The 16,677-nt window shown below is 65.4% G+C and carries 13 protein-coding genes and 1 pseudogene; 9 read left to right on the plus strand and 5 right to left on the minus strand.

Features of this window, described 5'->3' with window-relative positions; all coding sequences use genetic code 11:
- Window positions 1-5: 5 nt before the first annotated feature.
- Window positions 6-749, plus strand: coding sequence for a DUF1028 domain-containing protein (locus U742_RS0116610; protein WP_029355026.1), 744 nt, complete (start codon window positions 6-8; stop codon window positions 747-749).
- Window positions 750-878: 129 nt separating this feature from the next.
- On the opposite strand, the pseudogene U742_RS23615 reads toward U742_RS0116610, so the two are convergent.
- The 4 genes and pseudogenes from U742_RS23615 to U742_RS0116630 all read right to left on the minus strand — a co-directional run.
- Window positions 879-1,158 (minus strand): annotated as a pseudogene (locus U742_RS23615) (transposase); the annotation flags it as partial.
- A 71-nt stretch (window positions 1,159-1,229) separates the two neighbouring features.
- On the minus strand, window positions 1,230-2,342 hold the full coding sequence (locus tag U742_RS0116620; protein WP_029355028.1) for an enolase C-terminal domain-like protein: 1,113 nt from the start codon (window positions 2,340-2,342) through the stop codon (window positions 1,230-1,232).
- Window positions 2,342-3,427, minus strand: a complete 1,086-nt coding sequence (locus U742_RS0116625) for a malate/lactate/ureidoglycolate dehydrogenase (protein ID WP_081853052.1) — start codon at window positions 3,425-3,427, stop codon at window positions 2,342-2,344. The genes U742_RS0116620 and U742_RS0116625 overlap by 1 nt, the downstream gene beginning before the upstream one ends.
- Window positions 3,428-3,549: 122 nt before the next feature.
- Window positions 3,550-5,028 carry an ABC transporter substrate-binding protein gene (locus tag U742_RS0116630; RefSeq protein ID WP_051661252.1) on the minus strand — a complete coding sequence of 493 codons (1,479 nt, stop codon included), beginning with the start codon at window positions 5,026-5,028 and terminating at the stop codon, window positions 3,550-3,552.
- A 229-nt stretch (window positions 5,029-5,257) separates the two neighbouring features.
- Between U742_RS0116630 and U742_RS0116635 the strand changes: the two genes are divergently transcribed.
- Complete coding sequence (locus tag U742_RS0116635; protein WP_029355034.1) at window positions 5,258-6,181, plus strand: 2-hydroxyacid dehydrogenase; 924 nt, start codon at window positions 5,258-5,260, stop codon at window positions 6,179-6,181.
- Between the two features lie 24 nt (window positions 6,182-6,205).
- Here the strand turns inward: U742_RS0116635 and U742_RS0116640 are convergent, their stop codons facing one another.
- The gene (locus tag U742_RS0116640; RefSeq protein ID WP_197028277.1) at window positions 6,206-6,958 is read right to left on the minus strand and encodes a FadR/GntR family transcriptional regulator; all 753 of its coding nucleotides are present in this window, start codon (window positions 6,956-6,958) and stop codon (window positions 6,206-6,208) included.
- 151 nt (window positions 6,959-7,109) lie between these two features.
- Between U742_RS0116640 and araD the strand changes: the two genes are divergently transcribed.
- The 7 genes from araD to U742_RS0116675 all read left to right on the plus strand — a co-directional run bounded on the left by araD (window position 7,110) and on the right by U742_RS0116675 (window position 16,631).
- The gene (gene araD, locus U742_RS0116645) at window positions 7,110-8,834 is read left to right on the plus strand and encodes an L-arabinonate dehydratase (protein WP_029355038.1); all 1,725 of its coding nucleotides are present in this window, start codon (window positions 7,110-7,112) and stop codon (window positions 8,832-8,834) included.
- A 51-nt stretch (window positions 8,835-8,885) separates the two neighbouring features.
- Window positions 8,886-9,608 (plus strand): RraA family protein, encoded by a 723-nt coding sequence (locus U742_RS0116650; protein WP_029355040.1) that lies wholly within the window; start codon window positions 8,886-8,888, stop codon window positions 9,606-9,608.
- Window positions 9,609-9,614: 6 nt separating this feature from the next.
- Window positions 9,615-10,685, plus strand: a complete 1,071-nt coding sequence (locus U742_RS0116655) for an ABC transporter ATP-binding protein (RefSeq protein WP_156034250.1) — start codon at window positions 9,615-9,617, stop codon at window positions 10,683-10,685.
- On the plus strand, window positions 10,682-11,527 hold the full coding sequence (locus U742_RS0116660; protein WP_051661255.1) for an ABC transporter ATP-binding protein: 846 nt from the start codon (window positions 10,682-10,684) through the stop codon (window positions 11,525-11,527). Before U742_RS0116655 ends, U742_RS0116660 begins: the two co-directional genes overlap by 4 nt.
- Window positions 11,524-12,444 (plus strand): ABC transporter permease, encoded by a 921-nt coding sequence (locus tag U742_RS0116665; protein ID WP_029355046.1) that lies wholly within the window; start codon window positions 11,524-11,526, stop codon window positions 12,442-12,444. The genes U742_RS0116660 and U742_RS0116665 overlap by 4 nt, the downstream gene beginning before the upstream one ends.
- Before the next feature lie 2 nt (window positions 12,445-12,446).
- A complete protein-coding gene (locus U742_RS0116670; RefSeq protein WP_156034252.1) occupies window positions 12,447-13,316 on the plus strand; it encodes an ABC transporter permease in 870 nt (289 codons plus the stop codon).
- Window positions 13,317-13,928: 612 nt separating this feature from the next.
- Window positions 13,929-16,631, plus strand: coding sequence for a glycosyltransferase family 39 protein (locus tag U742_RS0116675; protein ID WP_081853055.1), 2,703 nt, complete (start codon window positions 13,929-13,931; stop codon window positions 16,629-16,631).
- Window positions 16,632-16,677 lie beyond the last annotated feature (46 nt).

The following is a 16,677-nucleotide window of genomic DNA, read 5'->3' on the forward strand; positions in this document are numbered from 1 at the left end:
CGCCCATGCTCAAGCTCAACACATTCTCGATCGTTGCCCGCTGCCCACGAACCGGCAATCTCGGCGTGGCGGTCGCGACCGCCGTCCCGGCGGTCGGAGCGACCTGCCCCCATACGCGGGCGGGCGTTGGAGCTGCGTCGACGCAATCCTGGATCAACCCTTATCTCGCGATGGACGTGCTGGACGCGATCGCCTCCGGCCTCGACGCCGAGACGGCTCTTGCCAGGATCATAGCCTGCGATCCGGCGAAGGAGGTGCGCCAGATCGGCGTGGTCGACGCATCCGGAATCGCTGCAGCCTGGTCGGGCGACCAGTGCACACCTTGGTACGGACAGCATGTCGGGCCGGGCTATGCGGTTCAGGGCAATATGCTGACCGGACCCGAAACGCTGGAGGCGATGGTCGCGGCCTTCGAGGGCAGCGAGGGCGAGGCGCTGGACGAGCGGCTGATCCGCGCGCTGGAGGCGGGCGACGCGCATGGCGGCGACAAGCGCGGCAAGCAATCCGCCGCTCTGCGCGTACAGGCCGAGGAAGCTTATCTGCTGGTGGACCTGCGCGCCGATGAACACCCCTCGCCGGTGCAGGAGCTGCGCAGGATTCTGGAAATCGCCCGATTGCAGCTCATACCGTTCATTGCGGGAATGCCGAAGCGCCGCGAAGCAGCGGGACGCTCGCCCCCGGAAGTCGAACGTCTTCTAGCGCTGTCTCCGCCCGATCGCCCTGGCGGCGGGGGTGCCTATTCGGGTTGAAGATATCGGTGCGATCATGCTGCCGGTATCGACACCAGCGAAATGACGCGCCGTTTTGATGGGTCATGATGCGGCTGGAGCCCGAGTGGCATCGTCCAAGCCGCCGTTCCCTTCCTGCAGTGTCACGATGAGGCCGGCATCCGCGCACGCCTTGATCGGCTCTCCGTCGAAGTAGCCGCGGTCGGCAATGACATGGAGCCCATCGGTGCCGAGCGTCTACTGCGCGGCCTTGGCCATAGGCGCCAACTGGGCGCGGTCATTGCGGATGTTGGTCACCTCGTGCGTCACGATCAGATGACGCTCCGTCTCCACCGCGACCTGGACGTTGTACCCCACGACGCCAGCTTCGTCCGCTTGTCGCCATGGAGCGTGCGTCCGGATCGGTCAACGAAACCTGCTGGTCGGGTGATTGCCGTATCAGTTGGTCCAGCGCATAGAGCCGAACCATCTCCTGTATGAGCCGGCCGATCTAGCTACGGCTCAGCTTAGCAGGCCCGTAGTCGTCGCGCGGATCCGTTCGAAGTCAATCTCGACGCCAAGACCTGGCCGATCCGGGACGCGCACCATGCCTGTCGGGTCGACGACGAGATCGTCGACCAAGCCGTACTTCTGCACATCGTCGGGCAGGATCACCTCGAAAAATTCCGCATTGGGAATGCCGCACATGATGTGCAGATTGGCGACATTGTTCAGCGAATTGCCGCCATGGTGGATCTCGAAGGACATCCGGAACGCTTCGGCGAGATGGGCGCCTTTCACGCAGGCGGTAATGCCGCCCTTCACGGCAACGTCGCCGCGCAAATAGTCGGTCGCCTCGGCCGTGATCCACGGCGCGTAGGCGTGGAAGCCGCCGGGCGAGAATTCGGTCGCGAGGATCGGAATGTCCAGCTTCTGGCGCAGCTTCGCGCTGTTGTAGAGGTCTTCCTCGGCGAGCGGATCCTCGAACCAGTAGAAGCCCATTTCCTCGATCGCGCGACCCACCCGCACCGCCTCGGTATAGGTGTACATCCAGGTTGAATCGAGCATCAGCCGGTAGTCGTCGCCGACCGCCTTGCGCACTGCGGCGCAGACGGCGATGTCACCCTGCCAGCCCTTCCGCGGCGGGTGGATCTTGTAGGCGTGATAGCCGCGCGCCTTGGTCTCGAGCGCCTCCTCGACATACTCGGAAATCTCGTTGTGGCCCGGCGAGCTGGCATAGGCCGGTACCACGGTGCGATGGCCGCCGATCAGCCGGTAGATGGGAAGGCCGGCGATCTTGCCGGCGAGGTCCCACAGCGCCACGTCGACCGCGCCGATGCAGCGCCAGGTGGTGGAACGGAAGCGCTTACAGATTGCCTGGTGCAGCGCCTCGCGATCAAGCGGATCGCGGCCGAGGAGGATCGGCTTCAGGGTCTGCACCAGCGAAAGGGCATCGAGCTCGGACGACTTGGTGATCGAGCCGAGGAAGGCGTGCCCCTCCAACCCCGCGTCGGTGCTGATGGTGACGAGCCCGAGCGTCGCTACCCCGCGGGTGGGGGCGTTGTGCGGGCCAAAGGTCAGGGTGCGGATGCCGCGCTGCTCGAACTGGGTAACGGTGAGATCGACGATCTTCATCAGGCCGACCTCGCATGCGCCGGCGCCCCCGGCTCCAGGATGGAGGATAGCGGCTCTGCGCCAACCTCACGTCCGGCGGTGACGATGTCCGACCAGCTCTTGGCGTCTATGGGAATGCCATGATCGCGACGCTCCTTCGTGGTCGCGGCCTCGACATCGCCGGGCAGCAGGACCTCCGCATTGCCGCCGCTTCGCACCCAGCCGACGAAGGTGTCGATCTCGGGGGAGAGCGTGTCGGCTGTGCCGAGTCGCTCGGGCGAGATCAGGATCGAGAGCATGCAGTTGATGGTCGAGTTGCGCCGCTTCGGACCGGATTGCGTCTTCCCGCCAGTCAGGGCGGCACCGAGCAATTCGCAGGCGAAGGACAGACCCCAGCCCTTGTGGTCGCCGAACGGCAGCAGGATGCCCTTGGGCTGGCCGAACAGGACCGAGGGATCGGTGGTCGGCTCGCCCGCCGCCGTGAGCAGCGCGCCCGGCGGCAGCGGCTTGCCTTGGTTCATGGCGACGCGCACCTTGCCGACCGCGAGCTTGCTGGTGGCGAAGTCGAGGATGACGGGTAGCTTGCCATCGCGGGGAATGCCCACCGCGAACGGGTTGGTGCCGACCCGCGCGGCGACGCCCCCAAAGGGCGCGACCGAGGGATCGCTCACGACATTGACGAAATGGATCGACACCAGCCCTGCATCGGCGCACTGCTCCGCCCAGTGACCGATGCGACCCACATGGTGGCTGTTGCGCAGGCCGATGAGCGCGACGCCGTTTTCTTGCGCCTTTGCAATGCCGATTTCCATGGCGTCGTGCGCCATCACCTGTCCATAGCCGCCATTGCCATCGCAGATCAGGAAGCTGTCGGTCTCATTGACCCGGCTAAGCACTTGATTGGCGAGCAGGTCTCCGCATTTCAGGTTTCGGATGTAGACCGGGATCGAACCGACCCCATGGGAGTCGTGACCACGCAGATTGGAGGCGACGAGATGTTGCGCGATCAGCGACGCCTCGCGCTCGGACGAGCCGGCGGCGCGGAAGATGTCGACGACGAAGTCGTGCAGCTTGGTTTCGTCGACGAGAACGTTCTGCGTCGCCACGATGAACTCCTGTGTGATTGGGACCGGCCACGGCTTCCACGGCGCGCGGACGCTCGCTGGCGATGCCGGAGCGGCGGGCAGGGCTGTCCCCTGCGCGCCGCCGGACAACACGCAGGCGCGGCTCAGTTCACCTTGATCGGGGCAAGGTAGGGGGCCTCGATCGGCGAGAATTGCAGGCCGGAAATATTCGAGCGTGTCACATAGACGATCTTGAGATCGCCCCAGAAAATGCCGACGGCATCGTCCCAGATCATCTCGGTGGCCTTCGCGTAGAGCTCCTTGCGCTTGTTCTGGTCGCTTTCGGCCTTGGCCGCCAGCAGCAGCTTATCGAGCTCCGGATTGGCGTAGTTCATCTCCTTGTTCGCCGAGTAATAGAGGCGGCCCACCGTGTAGTCGGCATCCAGCGTCAGCGCCGGGTTCGACGACAGCACCATGTCCCAGTTCATCTCGCGGAAGTTCTGGGTGAAGATGGCGCGCTCCTGCTCCAGCGGCCGCACCTTCACGCCGATGGCGTCCCAATAGGAGATGAAGGTCTGCGCGAAGTCGGAAATGCCTGGGAAGAAGTTCTGGCCGAACAGGATGCTGGTCTGAAAGCCTTCCGGCAGCCCGGCCTCCGCGAGCAGCGCCTTCGCCTTGGCGGGATCATAGGCATAGGGATCGAGCGGGGTGAAACCGAAGACGGTCTCAGGGATCACGTTGCGCGCGGGCGTGCCCGTCTCCGGCTTCAGATCGCGCAGCACCTTCGCGGTGTCGATGGCATGCCACATGGCGCGGCGCACGCGCGCATCGCCGAACGGCTTGCGCGCCGCATTGAACCAGATGTAGCCGTAGGTGGCGCTGGGCACGACGTCGACCTTCACGGCACGGTCACCGCGCAACTGGGCGAGTTCGTCGTCGGAGAACGCCCAGGCGATGTCGACCTCGCCATTGAGGATCGCCGTCACTCGCGCGGTCTGCTCGGGGATATTGACGAACTGCAGGCCTTCGATCTTCGGCTTCGTACCCCAATAGTCGGGGTTCGCCGTCACGGTCAGGCTGTCGCCCGGCGCAAAGCTCTTGATCTTGAACGGGCCGGTTCCGGGCAGCACGACGCCTGCGCCATATTCGTCCGGCACCTTCGCGCCGACCGCCTCGGACGGCGCGATCGACAGGAACGAGGTGATGCGCAGGAATGGGCCAACCGGGTTCTTGAGATGGATGACGACGGTCTGCTTGTCCGGCGTGTCGATGCTCTCCAGTACCTTCCATTGGCTGGCGAGGCCGCCCTTGGCGCGCGACAGACGCTCTGCCGAGGCTTTGACGTCGGCGGAATCGAACTCGCTGCCGTCGTGGAATTTCACGCCTGCGCGCAGCTTGAACTCCCAGGTCTTGTCGTCGATCTGCCGCCAGCTCTCGGCCAGAACGGGGACCGGTTGGTCGCCGTCGAATTTCACCAGCGTTTCGAAGATCTGGCGCGCGACTAGGACCGACTCGCGCAGCAGTGCATTGGGTCCATGCGGATCGATGTCGATGATGGTTCGCGGCGGCGACACCTTCACCACCTGGGCAGTGGCGGTGGTCGAGACCAGCGCCGCAACCAAGGCGAACAGAAGCCTCCTCATCTTGCTCCTCCCAGCGGATTCTTGTCGCCTTCGTTCGGCGAGGAGCGCACTGAAACGTATTTGTAACTTAGGTGTCAAGCTATGGGCTAAAATTTGGTTGTTATTTGTAATATGGCTATCTCCTAGGCAAACAATATGATGCAGAAGCCGCAAAATGCGGCCTCGCAACGATATTTTGCCGCAGTGCGGCGCAGCCTTCCCTGACCTGCCATGACAAATTGGGTGACTGATGCAGAAGAAAGGTCGCGTGCTTCAACTCGGGGCATTGCCGGACAACGCGATTGCGGCCCTGAGGACCCGATTTGACCTGGTCGCCTTCGCTGATGAAGCAGCGGCCATATCCGCCGCACCCGAGCTCGCCGACGTGCAAGGGCTGGCAACGAGCGGCAAGGCGACGATCGGCGCTCCTCTCCTGGAATGCCTGCCGGCACTGAAGATCATCTCCTGCCTCGGCGCGGGCACCGAGGGCATCGACACTGAAGCGGCGGGGGAACGGAACATCGCGGTGCGGACGACCTCGCACGTGCTCGCGGGCGACGTCGCCGACATTGCCACAGGCCTTATCATCGCGACCGCGCGCGATCTCCTGGGCGCCGATCGCTTTGTCCGGTCGGGGGCCTGGTCGACCGCCAGATATCCGCTCGCGCGCTCGCTCGGGAAAGCGCGGCTCGGCATCGTGGGGCTCGGCGCGATCGGGAGCGCGCTGGCCAGCCGCGCGCAGGCGTTCGGCATGGCGATCGGCTACCACACCCGCCGGGTGGTGCCGCACGCGCCGCACCAGCATTTCCAGAGCGTGATCGACCTCGCGACCTGGTGCGATTTCCTCGCCTTGTGCTGTCCCGGCGGACCGTCGACCTATCGCCTCGTGAGTACGGAGGTGTTGAGCGCGCTGGGGCCGAACGGCTTCCTGATCAATGTCGCGCGCGGCTCGGTCGTCGACGAGACGGCGCTGGCGGCAGCGCTGCAGACCGGGGCAATCGCCGGCGCCGGCCTCGACGTGTTCGAGCAGGAGCCGCACCCGCACCCAGCGCTGCTCGACAACCCGAAAACCATGGTTCTGCCGCATATCGGCAGCGCGACACGGCAGACCCGTGACGCCATGGCCCAAGCAATGGTGGAAGCGCTGGTCGAGCGCCTGGGCGGAGACGCCTAGCGCGGCCGGGGCACGGAGCCTCGATTACAGGTCGCCGCTCACGGGGATCCGGTTGATCATATATTCGTAAGCGCTCTGAATGTGATAGCGCATGTATTCGCGCGCGTCGTCGGCGAGGCGGCGTTCGATCAGGCGCAGGATCTCGCGATGCTCGCCATTGATCCGGGTGCGATGGGCCACCGGGTCCGGCGCCTTGGTGGCGCTGCACAGCCGCAGATAAACCTGGAAGCCGGGCTGCGAGATGACCATCTGCATCGACTTTTCCAGGAACGGGTTGTCGGCCGCGGCCACCACCGCCTGGTGGAAGTCGAAAGCCTCGAGCGGCTGCTGGCTGAAAGTCGGGAAATCGTAGGTCGCGGGATAGACGCATTCGCTGATCCGCTTCAGCGAAGCGGGGCCGTGGCGCAGCGCTGCGAAATAGGCCGCCTCGCTCTCGATCAGCAGACGAAACTCGAAGCAGCGCTGCAGGTCGCGCACACTTGCACCTTGCAGAACCTCCTTGCGCTTCGTCACCCCGCTCTCGCCTTCATGGATGACGACGGTGCCGGACCCCTGAACCGAGCGCACCAGTCCCTTGTCGCGCAATTTGGCGATCGCCGAGCGGACAACCGAACGCGACACCTGGAATTGCTGGGTCAGCTCATTCTCGGTCGGCAGCTTGCCCTCGAAGGGGATGCGGCCCTCCTCGATCCAGGCGAGCAGCGAACGATACACGGCGTCGCTTCGGCTCCCCTCGCGCAGCGGGGGTGCAACGTTCGGAAGGTCTGTCACGACCACGGGCGGCCTTGAATCCATGCGGCAACCGCTAACACATTTTGTGTAAATTGGGCAAGCACTTCAACAAATATGAAACAAGTTAATTGACAGCCCGTCTGATGTCCGTAATTTGGCGGTGAATTTGTTATGGCATCTGCGGACGAGGCCCCCCTTGAAGAAGATCTTGATCTCGGACCTCAGGAGCCAGCGTTGGTACAACGCGCCGGCGATGCGGACCTTCAACCACCGCTCGCGCACCTTCCAGATCGGCTATTCCAAGGCCGATTTCGAGAACAAACCGGTTATCGCCATCGTCAATACCTGGAGCGACTTCAACCAATGCCACTCGCACTTCAAGCAGCGTGTGGAGGAGGTGAAGCGCGGGGTGTGGCAGGCGGGCGGCTTCCCGATCGAGGTCCCGGCCATCTCGCTCAGCGAGCCGATGATGAAGCCCACCACCATGCTCTACCGCAATCTGCTCGCCATCGAGACGGAGGAGGTCCTCCGGGCGCACCCGGTCGACGGCGCGGTGCTGATGGGCGGGTGCGACAAGACGACTCCGGGCCTGCTGATGGGCGCCTTCAGCATGAACCTGCCCTGCATATTCGTGCCAGCCGGCCCCATGCTCAACGCGCGCTGGCGCGGCCACACGCTCGGAAGCGGCAGCGACAACTGGAAGTTCTGGGACGAGAAGCGCGCAGGCAACATCACCGACGCCCAATGGCAGAGCATGGAGGAATCGATCGCCCGCTCACCTGGTCATTGCATGACGATGGGGACGGCTTCGACAATGACAAGTGCGGCCGAGGCTCTCGGCATGACGCTGCCGGGAGCCGCCTCGATCCCGGCAGCGGATTCCAACCATGCCCGCATGGCCTCCGATTCGGGGCGTCGCGTCGTCGAGATGGTGTGGGAGGATCAGCGGCCCAAGACCTTCGTCGACATGCGGTCCTTCGAGAACGCGGTGGCCGTGGTGATGGCGCTGGGCGGCTCCACCAATGCGGTCATTCACCTGATCGCCATGGCGCGCCGGCTGGCCATCCCGCTGGATCTTGAAACCTTCGACCGCATTTCGCGGCGCACGCCGGTGCTGGCCAATCTGCGCCCGTCCGGCAAGTTCCTCATGGAGGATTTCTATTACGCCGGCGGATTGCGGGCGCTGATCCGCAATATGCTCGAGCTGCTCAACGGCGACAGCCTCACCGCCAATGGCCGGACGCTCGCGGAGAATGTCGCCGATGCGGACTGCTTCGATGCGGACATCATACGGCCGCTCGACCGCCCCATCCTCGCCGAGGGCGGGCTGGTGGTGCTCAAGGGCTCGCTCGCTCCCCGCGGCGCGGTGATCAAGCCGGCGGCAGCGACGCCCGCCCTGATGAAGCATCGTGGCCGGGCCGTCACCTTCGCCAGCCGCGACGACCTCGCCCGGCGCATCGACGATCCCGACCTCGACATCAGCGAGAACGACGTGATCGTCCTGAAGGGAGCAGGTCCCGTGGGTGCTCCCGGCATGCCCGAATGGGGGGCACTGCCCGTTCCGAAGAAGCTGCTCAAGAAAGGGGTGCGCGACATGCTGCGCATCTCCGACGCACGCATGAGCGGCACCAGCTTCGGAGCGTGCGTGCTGCACGTCTCGCCGGAGGCCGCGCGCGGTGGTCCGCTCGCGCTGGTGGAGGACGGTGACATCATCGAGATCGACGTGGCCGAGCGACGGCTCGACCTGCTCGTGCCGGAGGAGGAGCTGGCGCGCCGCCGTGCCGCATGGCGCGAGCCGGAGCCCTACTACTCGCGCGGCTATGGCGCGATGTTCGCCAGGCACGTGACCTCTGCCGACGAGGGCTGCGACTTTGATTTCCTCGGCCCGGCCGGCGAGACGCCCGAGCCCAAGATCTACTGACCCCCGATCTTCGTACTTCCAGCATCTTCCGCCTCTCAGGGAAGCCCGATGATGAACGAAGCCGACCAGGCCATTGTCGATCGCCTCAAACGCTGCGGCACCGCCACGATCTCGACCGTCCTGACCAAGCGCGGATTGAACCACGCGTTCATGTACGGCGTCTCGCCGCTGCCCGGCTCCCGGCCGCGCATGGTGGGGCGCGCCTTCACCATGCGCTCGGTCGCCATGCGCGAGGACAAGCTCGCAGCCGACAAGGCGATGGATCCGCGGCTGAACCTGCAACGCCGCGCCACCGAAGAATGCGGGGTCGGCGAGGTGCTGGTGATCGATTGCCGTGGCGACGTGCACGGCGCGAGCGGCGGGCTGATGCTGTTCGAGCGGATGCGCGTGCGCGGCTGCGCCGGCGTGGTCTCGGACGGGGGGGTGCGCGATGCGTGGGAGATCGCCGAGAGCGGATTTCCGGTTTACGCCAGCGCCGTGTGCCCACCCAACAGCACGCTCGCCCACCGCTTCATCGATCTCAATGTGCCGGTCACCTGCGGCGGCGCGGCGGTCTATCCCGGCGACTTCATCGCCGCCGACCCGGACGGCGTCATGGTGATCCCGCAAGAGATCGCGGACGAGGTATCCCGCGAAGCCCTCGCCTATGAGCAGCAGGAGGAGTTCATCCTGCAACGGTTGCGCGACGGCGCCTCGATCTACGGCACCTATCCGCTCGACGAGGCGGGATTGGCAGACTATGCGGCTTGGCGCACGGCGCGGGATCGGGGTTGACTGGCCTTGCTACCCGGCCAGCGTGTCGCCGGCCTTCATCATGCCGGGGGAGGAACGCAGCCTGTGACTGCGCAAGAGATCATCAGCGCCGCCGCGCCAACGGCGCCGCTCCTTTCGGTACGCGACCTCTCGGTCCGCGCCGGCGCCTTGCCATTGGTCCATGAAATCAGCTTCGACCTCGAGCCGGGGACGATGACGGCGCTCGTCGGCGAGTCCGGTAGCGGCAAGAGCCTGACGGCACAGGCCATACTCGGCCTGCTCAACCGCGAGGTCTATGCCGTCGCCGGCACCGCAATGACCTTCCAGGGCCAGGCGCTCGGCTTCGACGGACAGAGCCGTCCGAGGGGATTCCACGGCGAGCTCACCGGCTATGTCATGCAGGACCCCTCATCGGCACTCGATCCGACCATGACCGTCGGCCGCCAGATCGCCGAGATGTTCGTCGTCCATCGGGGCATGGACCGTCGCTCGGCATTGGGTGAAGCGGCGCGCATGCTCGACCGCGTGCGCATTCCCGACGCTGGCGCTCGCATCGACGATTATCCGCACCAATTCTCAGGCGGCATGAAGCAGCGCGTGCTGATCGCAATGGCCGTCGCGCTGTCGCCCCGCCTGCTGGTCGCCGACGAGCCGACCACTGCCCTGGATGTGACGGTACAGGCCGACATTCTCGCCTTGATCGACGATCTGCGTCGGGAAATGCAAATGGCCGTGCTGATCATCACGCACGATTTCGGCGTGGTGTACCAGTGCGCCGACCGCGTGATGGTGATGTATGCTGGCAAGCTGGTGGAAGGCGGGGCGACGTTGCAGATCACCGAAAGCGGACGCCATCCCTATACGCGCGGGCTGATCGCCTCGATTCCCGACCTCGACGATCTCGATCGCCCCGTGGTGGCGATCCCCGGCCAGCCGCCGCGGCCGGAGCGTAGCTGGGACGGCAGTTGCGCCTTCCAGCCCCGGTGCTCGTTCAAGGCGCCGCGCTGCGCCGCCGAGGCGCCCGAAATGGAAACGCTCGGCGGCGGCGCGCTGGTGCGCTGTTTCGAATGGCGGCGCGTGGAAGAGAGCCCGTCATGACCGCGGTTCTGGCCGTCGAGCATCTGAACTTCGGCTACCCGATCGGCGGGCTGATTTCCGGCACCGGCGTCGCGGTCAAGGCGCTGGATGATGTCTCGCTGTCGGTCGAGCCCGGCCGCGTCCTCGGCATCGTCGGCGAATCCGGAAGCGGCAAGAGCACGCTGCTGCGTACCATCGTCGGCCTCAATCGCGGCTACACCGGCACGATCCGCTACCGGGGCGAGGCGGTCGACCACGCGGCGCGCCCTGCCCGACGCGCGGCGTTTGTCGCGGGCGTCCAGATGATCTTCCAGGATCCGGGCGGCAGCCTCAATCCGTTCAAGACGATACGCCGGACGCTGAGCGCCGCGCTGGCGCGCTCGCCCTCCCCGCGGGCGGGCGCCGAGGAGCTCGAGGCCCTGCTCCATCAGGTCGGCATGAACGCCTCCGCCCTGGACCGGCGCCCTTCGGAATTCTCGGGCGGCCAGTTGCAGCGGCTGGCGATCGCGCGGGCCCTGGCCTGCGATCCCTCGGTGCTGCTCTGCGACGAGCCGACGTCCGCACTCGACGTTTCGATCCAGGCGCAGATCCTCGATCTGTTCGGGCGGCTGAAGCGGGAGGGCCGGGCCTTCATCTTCGTCACCCACAATCTCGGCGTGCTCGGCCATATCGCCGATACGATCGCGGTGATGCATCGTGGCCGCGTGGTCGAAGTCGGCCCGGCGCGCGAACTCATCGCCACGCCGCAGCAGGCCTATACCGCCGCGCTGATCGCGGCTTCGCCGCGACTGAAGCATCGCGGTGCGCTGCTGGAGCACGCGCGACGTCGCCTTGCCCCGACGCCTGCGGAGGCCGCATCATGATCGCCTTCATCGGCACGCGGCTGTTCAACGCGTTCGCGACCCTGGTCGCGGCGGTGATCGCGACCTTCATCATGATCCGCATCGCACCCGGCGATCCGGTGCTGGTGTTGCTCGGTGACCTTGCCACGCCCGACCAGATCGCAGCTGGACGCATACAATACGGCCTCGACCGGCCGATCTACGAGCAATTGCTGATCTATGTCGGCAAGGCCTTCACGCTCGACTTCGGCAATTCCGTCATTCAGGGGCGGCCGGCGATCGACATCGTCGCGCAGCGCATGCTGGCGACGCTGACTCTCGGCGCGGTGACCTTCGCCCTGGTGATCGCGGTCGCGGTGCCGCTTGGCCTTGCGGCTGCGCTGTGGCGCGACCGCTGGTTCGACCGTGCGACCTCGAGCACCTCGCTCGTGGTACTGGGCATCCCGGATTTCTGGCTCGGGCTGGTGTTCATCCTCATCTTCGCCCGCTGGCTGCAGATCCTGCCGAGCTCGGGCTGGTCGTCGCCGAGTGCGATCGTACTACCGGCGATCACGCTCGCGCTGCCGCTGATCGCGGTCAATATGCGGCTGATGCGCAACGAGGCGATCGGCGTGCTGAACGCCAACATGGTCAAGATACTGCGCGCCAAAGGCGTGCCGACGGGGCGCATCGTCAGCCACCACGTCCTGCGCAATGCACTGCTGCCGGTGCTGACCGTCGGCGGCGTGCAGTTCGGCCACCTGCTAGGTGGCGCGGTGATCGTCGAGACCGTGTTCGGCTGGCCGGGGCTCGGCAGGGAGCTCATCACGGCAATCAGCTACCGCGACTATGCGGTGGTGCAGACCTGCATATTCGTCATGACCTTCCTGGTCGTGGCAGTGAACTTCGCGGTCGATTTCGGCTATCGGCTAGTCGACCCGCGCTTGCGGCGGAGTTGAACGTGACGGCAACGACCCTCCCCTCCCCAAAAGCGATGTTGCGCCTCGCCCCCACCGAGATGCTAGCGCTGGCCTTCGTCGCGCTGTTCGTCGTGGTCGGGGTCGCGGGCCCCTATCTGGTCGACTTCAACCCGGCGGCGACCGACACCGCCGCCCGGCTGAAGCCGCCCTTCACGACGCTTGCCAATGGCAGCATCGCCTGGTTAGGCACCGACGCCGTGGGCCGTGACGTCGCCAGACAGGTGATCTACGGGGCGCGGGTTTCGCTCGTCGTGGGCTTCACCTCGGCGGCGGTCGCCACCGCCTTCGGCATCGTGATCGGGGTCTGGGCTGGATGGGCGGGCCGGCGCACCGAGCAATTCCTCATGCGCATCGTGGATATCCAGCTCGCCTTTCCCTCGATCCTCATTGCGGTCTTCCTCGCCGCCTTCATCCAACCAAGCCTGCTCTCCGTCATCCTCATCCTCGCCGTCACGCGCTGGGCGGTGGTGGCGCGCGTCGCCCGCGCCATCACCGCGCGCACCCTCGCCAAGAGCTATGTCGAGGCGGCCATCATTTCGGGCGAGAGCACCTGGCGGATCGTGCGCGACTGCATCCTGCCCAATCTGTGGATCCCGCTGCTGATCCTGATGTCCGCGGAGCTCAGCCTCATCATCCTGGCCGAGGCCTCGCTCGGCTTCCTCGGGCTCGGCACGCCGATCGACGTGCCGTCCTGGGGCCGCATCATCGCCTCCGGCCGCAACTATCTCGCCAATGCCTGGTGGATCGCCACGCTACCAGGCCTCGTCATCGTAATAGTCGTCGTCTCAATCGGCGTGGCAGGCGAAGTCCTGCGCCGGCGGCTCGGCCGTGGCGTCTCGGCCGCGCTATAGAAAGTCGGTCAGGTTTCTGCATCGGCATCACCGGACTCGCCACTGCCACGTCGCGCGGACTTCGAGGTAGCAGGGATAGCATGTCCACTTGCACCGGGCTGCGGCCGCAAAGCCGATGCTCGGCAATCGGTCCATCCTCGCCGAAGAGGCCAATCCGGCGAAATGCCCAACAGGATGCTCCGAGCTTCGCCTGCAGGTCATTCTCGCTCCATTGGACGATCCCACCATGCTCGCCTGTCGACTGCTGGTGCGGGCCTTGCGACGCCTACGAGCTGACAGTTACTCAAACATTGGCTGGACGTTGATCGAGCCACGGTCCTCGTCTCGCGCAATGGCGAAGCCCCGGCTTCATTGGCCGTGCGCGTCTCTAGGGTAAACGCCCTCGCTGTGCGAGGCGCCCCGACTCACTGAGACATCCAGGATTCCGGAAATCCGAGGCACGGGCACCCCAATCTTGCCGGCGAGCGTGAGTGCGCGCAACGAGTTGCACAGTGCCCGGGGAAAACGTCCGGTTCTGCGTGTGTCAGGTTGCGGTCAGGTCCAGCCGTAATGGTCGGGGCGATGACTCCACGGTCGTCACCCTCTTCCATGTCCGGCTAAGGCTGCGCCACCTTGCATGCACCTGATCAGCAGAACGTTCTTGTTACGGTAATAATCCCGACGCTGAATGAGGTCGACAATATCGACCTCGTGCTTTCGGCGGCAGTCGCGGAAAGCGGCGATGGGATTGAGTTCGAAATACTCGTCGCCGACGGCGGATCCACGGACGGCACCCTCGATCGGGTCCGCGAATGGGAGCATGCAGCCAATGTACGGCTCGTCCCGGGAAGCGGCAGCGGAGGCCTGGCAGGGGACGTTCTGACCGCGGCCAAGGCGGCCAAAGGCGAAGTCGTCGTCGTCATGGACGCCGATCTCAGTCATCCGCCTGCCCGGCTCCGCGATGTCGTGCAGCCGGTGATCGACGGCACCAGCGACATGAGCGTCGGCAGCCGATACGTCTCCGGCGGGTCTACCCCGGACTGGCCCGCGCGGCGGCGAGGATTGTCGCGACTTGGTGGCCTCCTTGCTTGGCCACTTACGGAGATGAAGGACCCGATGTCGGGCTTCTTCGCGGTTCGCCGTGAGCGTCTCCTGGCGATCGATCCGCACGCGGCGGGATTCAAGATCGGTCTTGAGGTGGTCGCCCACGGCGGTGGCGCACTGAGGGTCACGGAAGTGCCGATCACGTTCCGCGACCGAATCTATGGCCAGTCCAAGATCGGCATGGCGCAGATGCTCGCTTATCTGCGCCGCCTGCTGGTTCTGGCCGGCGGCGCGGTGTCGGCGGGAGGCGCAGCGCGTTTTGCCGCCGTCGGCCTGATCGGCATGCTGGTCGATCTTTTGGCATTCGAGCTGTTCTTCGGCCTGAACGCGAGCTTGCTGACGGCCCATGTCGGCAGCTTCGCCGTCGCCACGGTCTCGAACTATCTGCTGAATTCCCGCTGGGCATTCGCGCCCGCATCGGGAGCCGGAAAGGAACGCTCGCGAGGGCACTACGCCCGTTTCCTGACGGTGTGCCTCCTCGCGCTCGCCATCCGCGGCGGTGTGCTGGCCGGGGCGACCAACGGCTTCGCGCTGCCGCCGCAGGTCGCTATCCTGTTCGCCATAGGCGCGGCGGCGATCGTCAGCTATCTCGGCTCCGCCTTCTTCGTGTTTCCTTCGGTCAATCCCCGCGTGCCGCGCGACATTCACTGGCGCGTCGCGGCGATCGGTGTGGCCTTGTATGTCGTCGTGCTCCGTTTGCTGTTTCTCGGACAGGCCGACCTGCTTCCGGAGGAGGCCTATTACTGGAACTATGCGCAGCATCTGGACATCGGCTATCTCGATCACCCGCCGATGGTCGCCTGGCTGATCTGGCTCGGCACCAGCGTGTTCGGCGACACCGAGTTCGGAGTGCGGATCGGGGCATATGTCGGCTGGTTCGCGACCGCGTTCTTCAGTTTCCAACTGGCGCGCAATCTGTTCGGCAAATCGGCGGCCTTCGTCTGCCTGCTGTTGGTCGCGGCGCTGCCTTTCTATTTCGCCACCGGGCTGCTGATGATGCCGGACGCGCCGTTGACGGCCGCCTGGGCGGGCGCGCTCTATTTTCTGGAGCGGGCCATGCGGGCGGAGAGCCGCCGGGCCTGGTGGGGTCTCGGCATATGCATCGGGCTGGGCATGCTCTCCAAATACACCATTGCCCTTCTGGGACCGGCCACGCTGGTCTTCATGATGATCGATGGCCGCGCTCGGGCGTGGTTCAGGCGCCCCGAGCCCTATCTGGCGGCGGCGATCGCTCTGCTGATCTTTTCGCCGGTCATCTACTGGAACCTGCAGCATGACTGGGCATCATTCGCGTTCCAGAGCTCGCGCCGTATCGCAGCCCCCGCCCGCTTCGCGCTTCCCGCGTTGATTGTCGGTGCCGTGGCGCTGCTTACCCCCATTGGGCTGTCGGTGGCGTTGATGGTTCTCGGGGGGCGTGGAACGCGAAGGGAGCTGGTGGCTCCGTCCTCGGCCGGTCGCCGCGCGCGCTTCATTGCGATCTACACTTTGGTGCCGTTGTCCGTCTTTGTCGTGTTCAGCGTGTCGCACACGGTCAAGATAAACTGGACCGGCCCTCTCTGGCTCGCGGTGCTCCCGGCCATGTCCGCCGCCATCGTCGCCGTTGTTGCCAAGCCTTCCCGCTTCGACATGGTCGTACAGCGGCTTTGGGTGCCCACCGTTGCAGTGACGCTGGTGCTCTATGGACTTGGCCTGAACTATCTGGTCTTCGGCCTGCCTGAACTGGGGTACGTGGCGAACATGCCGACCGCGTGGCAGGAGTTCGGTCGCGAAGCCGGATCGATCAGCGCGGCCGTCAAGCGCACGACCGGCGGCGAGCCGCTGCTGATCGGCATGGACACCTACAAGGTCACAAGCCAGTTGGCCTTCTACAATGGCAAGGGTGCTGCCGATTCGGTCGGACGCGGCATATTGGGTCAGGCGAGTCTCATGTACGACCAATGGTTCAGTGCCGGTGCGGTTCGTGGCCGGCCGGCCATTCTGTTCGCCTTGGAGCGAAAACAGCTCGAAAATCCGGGTCTCCAGGACCAGTTCACTTCGCTGGAAGCACCGATCGAGAAGACACTCACCAAGAATGGCAAACCCGCCGGCCGATTCTTCTATCGGGTGGGTTACGGGTTTCTGGCCGGCGAACGGCCGCCCGCGCCGATCGATGAGCAGCCGACACAGGACAATGTCGCGCGGCTCCACGATGCCAAACGTACGGACCCGCCGCTGTCGAGTATCATTCGGTGACGGGGGGCACACGGGCGCCAGCGTGAACAGCCCCTGTGCCGTGGCT

The sequence above is a fragment of the Allobosea sp. 117 genome, assembly GCF_000702305.1.
Lineage (GTDB): Bacteria > Pseudomonadota > Alphaproteobacteria > Rhizobiales > Xanthobacteraceae > Ancylobacter.

Coding starts and splice junctions, on each gene's coding strand:
- U742_RS0116660 (WP_051661255.1), top strand. CDS start 10,682: ATGACCGCGGTTCTGGCCGTCGAGCATCTGAACTTCGGCTACCCGATC.
- U742_RS0116665 (WP_029355046.1), top strand. CDS start 11,524: ATGATCGCCTTCATCGGCACGCGGCTGTTCAACGCGTTCGCGACCCTG.
- U742_RS0116620 (WP_029355028.1), bottom strand. CDS start 2,342: ATGAAGATCGTCGATCTCACCGTTACCCAGTTCGAGCAGCGCGGCATC.
- U742_RS0116650 (WP_029355040.1), top strand. CDS start 8,886: ATGAACGAAGCCGACCAGGCCATTGTCGATCGCCTCAAACGCTGCGGC.
- U742_RS0116635 (WP_029355034.1), top strand. CDS start 5,258: ATGCAGAAGAAAGGTCGCGTGCTTCAACTCGGGGCATTGCCGGACAAC.
- U742_RS0116610 (WP_029355026.1), top strand. CDS start 6: ATGCTCAAGCTCAACACATTCTCGATCGTTGCCCGCTGCCCACGAACC.
- U742_RS0116630 (WP_051661252.1), bottom strand. CDS start 5,028: ATGAGGAGGCTTCTGTTCGCCTTGGTTGCGGCGCTGGTCTCGACCACC.